The organism is Rhodococcus sp. 21391 (assembly GCF_016772255.1).
Taxonomy (GTDB): Bacteria; Actinomycetota; Actinomycetes; order Mycobacteriales; family Mycobacteriaceae; genus Rhodococcus_F; species Rhodococcus_F opacus.
In genome coordinates this window covers 18,526-30,301 of sequence record NZ_CP063781.1, presented here as the reverse complement: position 1 = coordinate 30,301, position 11,776 = coordinate 18,526, and the positions used below count along the sequence as shown (strand labels likewise).

Sequence of the window (11,776 nt, the reverse complement as noted above, 5' to 3'; positions counted from 1 at the left end):
CCTCCATTCCGAAAACCCGACTGGGATACGTACCCCGTGATGCCGGTCGTTCGAGACCGGGACCGTCGTGATCGGTTTCAAGAATGTGGTCGTGCCGCCACGCACACCAGGCACCCTAGGGGAGCCAAAACGTCACCCGGACAGAACTGCCGGGGCTGTAACAACAACTTCTTCAGGTGGCCGTACCGCCTGATCACCCACCGCCGAGGCCGACCACGGCGATCATCAAGGGCAGGAAGACGATGATCAGGATCGCGCCGACGATGTCGAAGGTTATTCCGCTTCGGATCATCGTGGTGATCCGGACGGCTCCGGAGCCGTAGACCACGGCGTTCTGCGGCGTCGAGACCGGCAGCATGAAGCCGAACGACGCGGCGAACGTGGCCGCGAGCGCAGGCACGAAGGGGTTGACCCCGGCCGCCAACGCCACCGGGATCACGATCGGCACCACGACCGCCGCCGACGCCGTGTTGCTCGTCGTCTCCGATACGGCGATGGCCAGCAGCACGGCGAACACGGTGATGGCGACGACGCTCGTCAGGCCCAGCGAGTCGGCGACGGAGGTGCCGATCGTCTCGGCGAGTCCGGTGTCGGCGAGCAGTGCGCCGAAGATGATGCCGCTGCCGAACAGCACGATCGTGCCCCAGTCGATCTCTGCTGCGTCCCGCCAGGTCAGCGTGAACTCGCGATTCTCCCAATCGGTCGGCAGAAGGTAGAGCAACGCCGCCCCGAAGACTGCGACCATGCCCTCGTCGAGTCGGTCGCTAATCGTGCCGTAGAGATCCGAGTCGTTGCCGGCGATCACCGCGACGACACCGGGCAGGATCCACAGCGTCACCGTGACTCCGAACGCGATGAGCGTGTTCTTCTCCGCCCGCGACAGCGGACCCATTTCCGCGCGCTGCTCCGCCAGGTAGTCGGCGACGCCTTCGATGCGCCGGATCTCCGGTTTGTTGATGCGCAGCAGGATGATGGCGAGCGCGATGAACATCAGCAGGCAGATCGGGATGGCCATCACCATCCATTGCCCGAAGCTGATCCGCTCCCCCGTGGCCTCCTCGATGAGCCCGCGTCCGATGAGATTGGGTGGGCTCCCAACCGGCGTCAGCAGGCCGCCCACGCTTGCGCTGTATGCGAGCATCAGCATGATCGCGGCGCCCACCCTGACGCGCAACGGGTCGAAGTCCTCGGCGACGACGCCGCGGCGCTGCATGAGCTTCGCGATGACGCCGAGGATGCCCAGGGCGGTGGGCAGCAGCATGGCCACGGTCGCGGTGTTGGATACGAACGCCGAGAGTCCGCACGTGATCGTGCCGAACGCGACGATCACACCGGTGGTGGACTGGCCGACACGCGGCAGGGTCAGTATCCGAAACGCGAACCGCCGTGCGACGCCGTGTTTGAGCATCGCCTGAGCGAGGATGAACGCTCCGATGAACGTGAAGATCGTCGACGACCCGAACGCGGCGAGAACTTCGTCGGCCGGCGCCACGCCCAGAAACACCACGATCGCCACCCCGAGCAGCCCGCCGATCGGGATCGGCACCGCCTCGGTCACCCACAGCACGATGACGCCGAGCAGCACGCCGGCCAACGTCTGCTGGTTGGGCGGTATGTCGATCGGCAGGGCGAGGAACGCGAGCGTGATCAGCGGCGCCAGAAAGAGCCCGATCGTGCGGCGGCCCTTCTCGAATCGCTCCTCTGCGGGTGAGAGCTGCTGTTCGCCGAGGCTGCGATAGGTGGTGTGCCCGAGCAACGCCTTGTCGACGTCGGTGCGGTCGCCCTCGTTCTCGGCTGTCATGGCCCCTCCCCTGCGACACGGATTGGTACGGAAGTAGTACCCAACAACGAACGTCCTAGTCGTTGAAGCGGGATGTTTTCTCCCGGACGGGGCAGCACGACCGACGCCTAGGCCGTCACCGTGTTTCTGGGAACGATCAGCACGGGCACCGGAGCGTGACGCAGAATCTTCGAGGCGGCCGAGCCGAGGAATACGTGAGCTGCGGGTCCGGCTGCGCCCGACCCCAGCGCCAGCATGTCGCCGGCTTCCCAGGAGACGGCCTCCACCGCTTCGCGCCAGTCGTGGCCGCTGCCGACCACGACGTCCACGTCGGGAACCGGGATTCGGGCGCGAACTGCGTTGAGCTGCTTGACGATATCGTCGCGCGTCCGGCGTGCCCACTGTTGGACGACGAGGTCCTCCGTCGATCGCTCGATCGCACCGCCGAACATCGTCATCGGCCGCACCGTGAACGACACGATCCGCAACTGCACCGGCCACTGTCTGGCCAGTTCGGCGGTGGCGGCAACGAGACCGTTGACGTCGGCCTCGCCGCCGTACGCGACGGTGATCCGGCGGATGGACTCGGGCACCGGCGGGTAGCCGCGCGGAGCGATCGCGACGGGCACTGACGCGGTGTGGACCAGCCGTTCGGTGACGCTGCCCAGCGTCACCCTGCCCAGCAACCCGGACGATGACGACCCGACAACGACGAGACGCGCGTCGTGGGCGGTGACGAGTTCGATCAAACCTGTTGGAATGGAATCGGATTGGTGGACGATGCGGGGAATGTCCAGGCCCCCGGGCAGCTGGCCGACCACCCTGTCCAGTGCGTGCGAAGCCTGCTCGGTGACGTAGCCCAGGTATTCGCGTTCGATGGGGTCGTCTTTCGCCGGCCACGGCCGTTCCACGATCGCCGCGGCCACAACCTTGTCGCCGGTCCAGCGTGATATCTGCACTGCCAGGTTGAGGGGCGCGGTGCCCTGACGGCTCGAGCTGAAGCCGGCGATGATGGTCATCGAGGCGATCCCTCTGCGGCGACCGGGGCGGCGATGACGTGCGTCACCGGCACATCGTGCTCGGCGCGCGCACGGTCCACGACGTCGAAGCGGTGCCATATCGATTCTTCTGGTGGCAGTGTCGAGATGACGATCTGATCCGGACGGAACGAGTCGACGGCGGCGGCCAGTGCCCGCAGCGGCCGGTAGTCGCCCAACTCGCCATCGGCTTCGAGGTTCTCCGCGCGGAGTGTCGCCAGCGTGTCGTCCAGCCGCCGTTGTGCGACCTCTCGGGTCGCTTCCGCGACGTCGAGTGGACCGTGGGTGGCGGCGGTTCCGGTCTCGATCGGGCTGGCCGGCACGACCACGAAGTAGGTGGCATCCCGATCGGCGTCGATACGGCGGAGTTCGTCGAGCATTTCCTTGGACTGGACGGTCTGGTTCGCCAGCACCAGCACACGGTGTGGCCGTGTCGTCGCCGAGACCCCTTCCACGACGGGGCGCCGACCTACGAACCACTTGTTTGCGAGGAACAACACGATGACGACGGCCCACGACAGCAGGCTCAGCACCAGTTGCGATCGCACATCCTCCTGCAGATACATCTGCACCAGGATCGCCACAATCGCGACGGCGGTGATGATCGACACCACCGGGAACAGCCACATCTTCACCCGTAGCTCCGAGTCCGGGGTGCGGTACCGCAGCACGATCTGGGAGACGGCGATGAGCAGGTAGACGAACAGGATGACCGCACCGCTGGAATTCAGCAGGAAGGCGAAGACGGTGTCCGGTGACACTGCGGCGGCGATGACACACAGAAAACCGACCACCGAGGACGCGAGTATCGCGGTGGCAGGCACCCCGCGACGGGTCACCCTGACCAGCTGTGCGGGCGCCTCCCGGCGCGCCGCGAGCACGAACAACATGCGGGAGGCGGTGTACATACCCGAGTTGAGGCAGCTCAACACGGCCGTCAACACCACGGCGTTCATGATGTGGTCGGCGTACGGGATCCCCATTTCGGTGAACGCGGCGACGAAGGGGGACGCGGCCGCATCTTCGTCGTTCCAGGGCAGGATCGTCGCCAGCAGGAAGGTGGAGCCGACGAAGAACACGGCGATCCGCACGATCACCGAGTTCGCGGCCTTGGTCACCGCCCGCTCCGGGTCCGCCGACTCCGCGGCGGCGATCGTCGCGATTTCGGCGCCGACCATGGAGAAGATCACCGTGACCACACCGACGGTAATGGCCATGGCGCCGAACGGCAGGAACCCGTCATGGCTCCACAGGTTCGAGAAATCGAGCGATTTATTCGGCCACACCCCCAACACGAACAGCGAGCCCAGCCCGATGAACACCACGATCGCGGCCACCTTTATGCCGGCGAACCAGAATTCGAACTCGCCGAACGACGACACCGAGAACAGATTCGTCGCCGTCATCAAGATCATCAGAACCAACGCCGACAACCACAACGGGATGTCGATCCAGTACTGAATGATCGTCGCGCCGGCGATCGCCTCGAAGCCGACGACGATCACCCAGAAGTACCAGTACAACCAGCCGACGGAGAACCCGGCCCAGTTGCCCAACGCGGCGCGGGCATAATCGGCGAACGACCCGGTCGACGGATTGGCCACCGCCATCTCCGCCAGCATCCGCATGACCATGATGATCAGGACCCCGGCAAGGGCGTAGGTAATGAAGGCCCCCGGCCCGGTGTCGCCGATGACGACGCCCGAGCCGACGAACAGGCCTGCGCCGATCACCCCGCCGATCGCAATCATCGTCAGCTGCCGCTGGCTCAGCGCCTTCTTCAAAGTGGGTGTTGCACTCATTGCATCCCTCCGATACTCGACGCACCGGCTACTCGCTCTCTTGGCGAGACCGGCTGTCGGATTCCGTGGGATGCACTCGGCTGGGCACGCGACCAGAGGGAAGGAGCCGCAGGGGCTTGAATCTCAATCGTAAGCCGCAGTGTCCGTCCCGCGAGCGGGATTCGGCAGTTGGATCCGCGCGCTGCGCGTGAGTACACCGGAACTTCCGCCCCGGGCGGACGACAGCGTCCCCAGAAGTGCGCACAATAGAAGGGTGCAAACGGCGCGCCCCTCCACAGCACGAGGTAGAGCAGCCGCAGAAGGAGTTCACGATGAATTCGAAGAAGACCGTGGTGGGAGCCGTGATCGCCGGTGCGCTGGGCTTCAGCGCACTGGGGCTCGGCACCGGCACGGCAAATGCTGATCCATGGCCACCGCCGATTCCCGGTATCTCCGTACCCGACGTGGTTCCACCGCCCGGACAGCTGGGACAGCTGCCGTTCATCCCACCGCCGGGCCAGTTGGGACAGCTTCCGTTCGTGCCGCCACCCGGCCACTGGGACAAGCCCTGGAAATGGCTTCCTCGGTGACTCCCCTCGGGAGCTGGTGACCAACATCAGTCCGACGGCGCTAATTATTCGTGCACTCCCGTGCGGCTAATCGTGCGCCCGCTCCACGACCCAGGCCGCGACCCGTGTCCGGGAGGTGAACCCCAGTTTCGCCAGGATGTGCTCCACATGACCTTGTGCGTGCGGGGTGAGATCACCAGGCGGTCGGCGATGGCCTGATTGGTCAGGCCTTCGGCGATCAGGTCGGCGACTTGGCTTTCCCTCTTGGTCAGTCGCGCCGGCGCGTCGGTGTCGGGTGTGGAGGTCCCGGGTGGTTGCTCGTGGAGGGCGAAGGCGATGGCCGCGTCGAAGCCGAGTTGTTCACCTCTGCGCTTCGCTGCTGCGAACGCTTTGTCGCCGAGTTCTTTCCGGGCATTCTCGGCGCATTCCTCGTGGTAGACGATCAGGTTGGAATGGATGACGGCGGAACTTCCGATCGCCCGCGCCAGCTCGTCGGCGGCCCCCAGCAGCACGGCGGCCCGGAGTGCGTCGTGTTGTTCGAGGCCGATCCAGGCGAGGGCTGCGAGACGGGCTGCGACGACGCGCGGACTGCGCACCCGCTTGGTCAGCTCCAGCGCCTCGTCGAGGAGCCGGACCGCGCGATCCGCATCACCCCGCTGCCAGACGGCAATTCCCAAGGCCCACAGCGAATGAGACCGGTACATCGTCTCGCCGTGCGTTTCCGTGATCGCGAGCGCACGTTCGTGGCATTCGATCGCCTGGTCCGTCCGGCCTGACAGTCCATGCGCCAGGCCTAACGGATACAGGATGGATACTTGGAGCAGTTGATCTCCGCGTTCGGTGAACTCGGCGAGCGCAATGTCCAGTTGCAAGCACGCTCGCGCGAGATCACCGCTGTAGAGGGCCAGCATTCCGTCGGCGCAGTCGACGTAGGCGCGCAGTAGGGGGTCACTCGTGTCGGCGGTGCGAGTCCGCGCCTCCTCGACGAGCGCTGTCGCGGCATGAAGGTCGCCTTGAGCGAAAGCCATTACGCTGTGGCTGTAGAGCGCCTTGACCGAATCCAGGGTGGGCGGGCCGCTCTCGCGGGCGAGCAGCTGGTCGTACCACCGTCGCCCCTCGTTGTAGAGGCCTTGGGAGCTCCAGAACAGGAACAGTGCCACAGCGATGCGCAGACCGGCGGCGGGGTCGTCGTCGACGCTGAACTCGAGGGCCTCCCGCAGATTCGCGTGTTCCCGTTTCAGCCGGGCGATCCAGTCGAGCTGGCGGGCGCTGATCCACTCGGCCTCCGCGGCGAGCGCCAACGCCTCGTACCAATCCCGATGGCGGCGACGCAACACCACAGCCGCACCGGTCTGCTCGAGTTTCTCGTAACCGTATTCGCGGAGAGTTTCGAGAATCCGGAACCGCACCACCGACCCGTGCTCCTCCCGGATCAGGATCGACTTCTCCACCAAGGACGTCAGCGTGTCCAGCAACTCGTCCGGGCCAAGGCCCTCACCGCACACCTGCTCCGCCGCATCGAGTTCGAAGCTTCCCGCGAACACCGCCAACCGTCCCCACACCAGTTGTTCACGGGCGGTGCACAACTCGAAACTCCAGTCCACCGACAACCTCAGCGTCTGTTGCCGCGTCGGCGCACCCCGGCTGCCGCGGGTCAGGAGGGCATAGCGGTCGGTCAGCCGGCCCAGGATCTGCTCGGGTGACATCGCCCGCAACCGCGCCGCCGCCAGTTCGATCGGCAGCGGCAACCCGTCGAGCCGGTGACAGATCCCCGCCACGGTCGCCGCGTTCTCCTCGGTGAGCGCGAAACCCGGGACCGCGGCAGCGGCGCGTTCGGCGAACAGAGTCACCGCATCGTATTTGGGCAACCCCCGCAACGAGGTCCGCCGCCCGGGATCCGGGACAGCCAACGGGGGGACCCGCAGCACCGCCTCCCCACCGATGCCCACGGGTTCACGGCTGGTGGCCAGCATCCGCAACCGCGGACTCACCCGCAACAGGTGGGCGGCGAGTTCGGCGACCGCATCCACCACCTGCTCGCAATTGTCGAGAACCAACAGCAGTTCCTGTACCGCCAGGTGCTCAATCAGGACCTCCCGCAACGGCCTCGCCGAGTAGTCCCGCACCCCCACCGCTGCGGCCACCGCATCGACCAGCGACGACCCGTCGCGCAGTTCACCCAACTCGACCAGGCGAACCCCGTCGGCGTACTCACGCTGCACACTCGCTGCGATCCGCATCGCCAGCCGGGTCTTGCCCAGACCCCCGATCCCGGTCAACGTCACCAAACGGGATCCGGCCAGCAGATTCTTCGCCTCGGTCAACTCGTGCCGACGGCCGACGAAACTGGTCAGCTCCAGGGGAAGAGTTCCCGTCGCGCCCAGCGTGGAGGAAGGCTGCGACAATCGCCCGCCGAGCGAGGTCGGTTGCTCTCCGTTCCCCCGCGCATCGGCCTCCGCACGAAGTGCCATCTCGTCGACCGGGAAGCCGTGGGCGCGTTGCAGCCCTCGCAGCTGTTCCCCGAAGTCGGCGGCGGTGGCCGGCCGCTGACCGGGCTCGCGGGACATCGCGCGGGCGATCACCGCGGACACATCCTCGGGAATCCCGTGCTCACGCAGATCCGGCACCGCCTGCGTGGTGATCCGCAAAAACTGCGCGACCACCTGCTCACCGCTGCGACGTTCGAACGCGGCATGCCCGGTCAGCGCACTGAACAGGGTGGCACCGAGCCCGTAGACGTCGGCGGCCGGACTCGGCGGATCACCGCCGAGCACCTCGGGCGCGGTGTAGGCCGGCGACCCGGTCACCGCGCCGGTGGCGGTCTCGAACCCGCCGCTGATGTGCGCGATACCGAAGTCGGCCAATTCGGGCTCCCCGTAATCGGTGAGCAAAATGTTCCCGGGTTTGACGTCCCGATGCAGAATCCCGAACCGGTGCGCCGTCTCCACCGCACCGGCCATCTTCACCCCCACCCGAAGAACCTGATCCAACGGGAGCGGACCGTCCTCGCGGACCCGGGCCTCCAGCGAATCCTGCGGGTGATACGGCATCACGATGTAGGGAAGTCCGCCGCCGGTGGCACCGACCTGCAGAATGTTGACGATGTTCGGATGCCCGGTCAGCCGGCCCATCGCCTTCTGCTCCCGGAAGAACCGCGCCCGGTTCTCGTCGTCGAGTTCGACGGTGAGCACCTTCACCGCCACCGTGCGATCCAGGTCCGCCTGGGTGCAGCGGTAGACCACGCCGAACCCGCCGCGGCCGATCTCCTGCACATCGTCGAACCCGGATGCACCCAGTTCGGCTGCCGGGGGGGCGGCGGGTACCGCTGAGTGTCGAGCGGATCACCTTCACCCATCGGACGGTCTACTCACCCCGTCGGCTCATGGTTTCGCGCGCTGGTCCCAACGGCACGACCAGCGCGGATACACCAGTGGACTCACCTCTCGATGGCGCCCTCTCGAGGATATCGCCGACGGTGACCGGTGCGGGCGATCCTGGCCGCTGCCGGTGTGAGCCTCCCCATTTAGTCAATTAAATTGATCAATTTGGTTGTACGCTTTGCTCATGATCACCGAACAGGCCACCGCGCAGGTCCTGCGGGAAGCACTGCGCCCGATCTGGCGCCAGCTCACCGCAGGCAGGTCGATCTCCGTCGGCAAGATAGGCGTGCTCGCCTACCTGTCGAAGCACGGACAAACGTCTGCCTCGACACTCGCGGCGGCCGAGAGGATCAGCCCCCAGGCGATCGCCACGGCCGTGCGCGAACTCGAGAGTCTCGGCCTGGTTGCACGGACGCCCGATGAGCAGGATCGACGCCGAATCTGGATCGAGCTCACCGATGCCGGCCGGGAGAGGCTGGCGCTGGAGCGGTCGAAAGGCCTGGACTGGCTGGAACACGCCATCGCGGAACGGCTGACGGACGAGGAGAAGAAGACTCTCGACTCCGTCGTCCCGATTCTGCGCAAGTTGGTGGACGATGTCCCAGTCGACTGAGTCCACAACGAGTCCCCGATTACTGCCGGCCCTGGCGTATGCCGCCCTGACGACCGCGATCGTCAGTTCACTCGGCATGCTCCTGGTGCCCACGATCTCCCACGACATGCACGTCGAGGTGAGCACCGGCCAATGGATGCTCACTGTCAACCTCCTGGTCGGCGCGGTCGCAACACCGATCATGGGCCGGCTGAGCGACGGCCCCCACAAGAAGCGCCTGCTCTTGTTCTCCCTGACCACGATCCTCGTCGGTTCGATCGTCGCGGCCGCCGCTCCCAACTTCACCGTCTTCCTGATCGGACGCGCGTTGCAGGGACTCACCTACGGAATCGTTCCGGTGACGATCGCTCTGGCCCGCCGCTATCTCCCCGAAAACCAGGCACGTTTCGGCATCTCCAGCCTGTCGGTGACGGTGACGACAGGCCTGGGACTCGGATACCCCCTGACCGGCATCCTCGCCGATCTGCTCGGGTTCCGTTTCGCCTTCTGGTTCGCGGCGCTGTTCCTGATCACCACCATCCTCGTCGTCTGGCGTGTCGTTCCCGCAGGCCCTGACGAGCAGGCACCACGCAACACCCTCGACGTCCCGGGGGCACTGCTGGTGGGTACCGGACTCGCGTCGCTCCTCGTCGCCGTCAGCGAAGGCTCCCGGTGGGGCTGGGGCTCACCGTGGACCCTCGGATTCTTTGCCGGGGCGGCGACGCTGCTGACGGCGTGGTCCCTCGTCGAGCTGCGCACCCCCCACCCGCTGATCAACCTGCGGGTGTTGCGCAACGGTGACGTGCTGGTCGCGAACAGCACCGCGATCGGCCTCGGCGCCGCGATGTACATCGGGCTCTCGATCGGCAGCCTCATCGCCCAGGCGCCCACCTCCACCGGATACGGGATCGCGCTGCCCCTGTTCTGGGCCGGATTCGTGATGCTTCCCCTGTCGGTGGCAAGTTTCGGCGCGAACCGACTCGTCCGCACGGTCTCGCACCGGATACGCATGAGGACTCTGCTGCTCGTCGGTGCAGGCCTCGTGACGGCCTCGAGCGTGCTTCTCTGGGTCGCCCACAATGCGCTGTGGGAAATCCTGATCGGGATGTTGGGGTTCGGTGCCGGAATGGGCATGACGTACGCGGCGATGCCTGCTCTGATCGCCCGCAGCGTCGCCGACACCGAACTCGGCAGCGCCGTGAGCTTCAACCAGGTGCTGCGCACCGTCGGCGGCTCGTTCGGCAGCGCCCTCGCGGGTGCGGTGCTCGCCGCGAACCTGGCACCGGACCTACTTCCCACCGAAAACGGAATCAGGCTCGCTCTCGCCGTGGGTGCCATCGGGTGCGCGGTCGTCTTCGTCGCACTCCTCGTCAATCACGTGATGTCGCGTCCGCCGACCCCGGCGTCGGAGCCGGCGGACGCGCGTATCAGTCGGGGCTAGACTCCCTCGACGATGGCGGCCATTCCCTGCCCGCCACCGATGCACATCGTAAGAAGCGCCTTGCCACCGCCACGTCGCCGCAATTCATGCAGCGCGGTGGTCGTCATTCGCGCTCCGGTCGCGCCGATCGGGTGTCCGAGCGAGATCCCGGAACCGTTGACGTTCAAGCGGTCCCGGTCCTCGAATCCCCATTCCTTCAGCACGCCGAGCACCTGGCACGCGAATGCCTCGTTCAGCTCGATCAGCGTGAAGTCGTCGAAGCTCGCACCCGTCCTGCTGAACAGCTTGGACGTGGCCGCGACCGGTCCGAGCCCCATCAGCGCCGGTTCACACCCGGCGGCGGACCACCCGGTGAGGAAACCCATCGGCTCGAGCCCGAGTTCGTCCAGCCTGTCCTCGGCGACGACGAGCATCGACGACGCCGCATCATTCTGCTGGGATGCGTTACCGGCCGTGACGACACCGTCCTTGACGACACTGCGCAACCGCGCCAGCGACTCCGCGGTGGTGTCGGGACGGATGCCCTCGTCCCGCGACACGACGGAGACGTTCCCCTTGCGGTCGGTGATCTTGACTTCGATTACCTCGTCGTCGAACTTGCCTGCCTCCCAGGCCGCGTGGGCCTTGGCATGGCTGTCGGCGGCGAAAGCGTCGGATTCTTCCCGGCTAATTCCGCACCGCGACGCGACATTTTCCGCAGTCTCGATCATTCCGCTGATCTTCCCGAACCGCCATTCCGGCTGGGAGCGCTCACGGCCGCGGTCGAGACGGTCGTAGAGATTGAGCGATCCGGCGCGGGTGCCCCACCGGGCACCGTTGGTGTAATGCTCGATGTTGCTCATCGATTCGACGCCGCCGGCGAGTACGACGTCGGCTGCGCCGGTCTGCACCATCATCGACGCGGTCACGAGGGCCTGAAGCCCGGTGCCGCAGCGACGGTCAGTCTGCAGTCCGGCGACCGAGATCGGCAGTCCCGCCTCGAGCGCCGCCCACCGCCCTATACACGGGGCCTCGGAGTTGGCATACGACTGCCCTATCGCGACGTCCTCGATGAGTTCCGGGTCGATCCCCGACCGCGCGACGGTCTCCTTGATGACCGTCGCCGCCAGGGACTCGGCGGGCACGTCACGCAGTCCGCCGCCGAAGCGGCCTACGGCCGTGCGGACGGGGGCGACCAGTGCTGCTCTACGCATGTT

The 11,776-nt window shown here is 66.4% G+C and carries 7 protein-coding genes and 1 pseudogene; 3 read left to right on the top strand and 5 right to left on the bottom strand.

Going from position 1 to position 11,776, the window contains the following annotated elements:
* Nucleotides 1-193 precede the first annotated feature (193 nt).
* The 3 genes from GO592_RS00130 to GO592_RS00120 form a co-directional block, all read right to left on the bottom strand.
* Complete coding sequence (locus GO592_RS00130; RefSeq protein WP_007301792.1) at nt 194-1,801, bottom strand: SLC13 family permease; 1,608 nt, start codon at nt 1,799-1,801, stop codon at nt 194-196.
* A gap of 107 nt (nt 1,802-1,908) precedes the next feature.
* The gene (locus GO592_RS00125; protein ID WP_007301793.1) at nt 1,909-2,799 is read right to left on the bottom strand and encodes a universal stress protein; all 891 of its coding nucleotides are present in this window, start codon (nt 2,797-2,799) and stop codon (nt 1,909-1,911) included.
* A complete protein-coding gene (locus tag GO592_RS00120; RefSeq protein ID WP_007301794.1) occupies nt 2,796-4,619 on the bottom strand; it encodes an amino acid permease in 1,824 nt (607 codons plus the stop codon). Before GO592_RS00120 ends, GO592_RS00125 begins: the two co-directional genes overlap by 4 nt.
* Before the next feature lie 311 nt (nt 4,620-4,930).
* Here GO592_RS00120 and GO592_RS00115 point away from each other — a divergent pair, with 311 nt between their 5' ends.
* A complete protein-coding gene (locus GO592_RS00115; RefSeq protein ID WP_007301795.1) occupies nt 4,931-5,188 on the top strand; it encodes a hypothetical protein in 258 nt (85 codons plus the stop codon).
* A gap of 66 nt (nt 5,189-5,254) precedes the next feature.
* Here the strand turns inward: GO592_RS00115 and GO592_RS00110 are convergent.
* A pseudogene (locus tag GO592_RS00110) lies at nt 5,255-8,522 on the bottom strand (protein kinase domain-containing protein).
* A gap of 209 nt (nt 8,523-8,731) precedes the next feature.
* Between GO592_RS00110 and GO592_RS00105 the strand changes: the two are divergent.
* Both GO592_RS00105 and GO592_RS00100 read left to right on the top strand, forming a co-directional pair.
* Complete coding sequence (locus GO592_RS00105; protein WP_007301797.1) at nt 8,732-9,160, top strand: MarR family winged helix-turn-helix transcriptional regulator; 429 nt, start codon at nt 8,732-8,734, stop codon at nt 9,158-9,160.
* Nucleotides 9,144-10,580, top strand: coding sequence for an MFS transporter (locus GO592_RS00100; RefSeq protein ID WP_007301798.1), 1,437 nt, complete (start codon nt 9,144-9,146; stop codon nt 10,578-10,580). The genes GO592_RS00105 and GO592_RS00100 overlap by 17 nt, the downstream gene beginning before the upstream one ends.
* On the opposite strand, the gene GO592_RS00095 is transcribed toward GO592_RS00100, so the two are convergent.
* Entirely contained in the window at nt 10,577-11,773 is a 1,197-nt protein-coding gene (locus tag GO592_RS00095; protein WP_007301799.1) for an acetyl-CoA C-acetyltransferase, read from the bottom strand. The genes GO592_RS00100 and GO592_RS00095 overlap by 4 nt on opposite strands.
* Nucleotides 11,774-11,776: the final 3 nt, after the last annotated feature.

Excerpts from the sequence above, each read along its gene's own strand:
- GO592_RS00130 (WP_007301792.1), bottom strand. The coding sequence starts at position 1,801 with ATGACAGCCGAGAACGAGGGCGACCGCACCGACGTCGACAAGGCGTTG.
- GO592_RS00125 (WP_007301793.1), bottom strand. The coding sequence starts at position 2,799 with ATGACCATCATCGCCGGCTTCAGCTCGAGCCGTCAGGGCACCGCGCCC.
- GO592_RS00120 (WP_007301794.1), bottom strand. The coding sequence starts at position 4,619 with ATGAGTGCAACACCCACTTTGAAGAAGGCGCTGAGCCAGCGGCAGCTG.
- GO592_RS00115 (WP_007301795.1), top strand. The coding sequence starts at position 4,931 with ATGAATTCGAAGAAGACCGTGGTGGGAGCCGTGATCGCCGGTGCGCTG.
- GO592_RS00105 (WP_007301797.1), top strand. The coding sequence starts at position 8,732 with ATGATCACCGAACAGGCCACCGCGCAGGTCCTGCGGGAAGCACTGCGC.
- GO592_RS00100 (WP_007301798.1), top strand. The coding sequence starts at position 9,144 with ATGTCCCAGTCGACTGAGTCCACAACGAGTCCCCGATTACTGCCGGCC.
- GO592_RS00095 (WP_007301799.1), bottom strand. The coding sequence starts at position 11,773 with ATGCGTAGAGCAGCACTGGTCGCCCCCGTCCGCACGGCCGTAGGCCGC.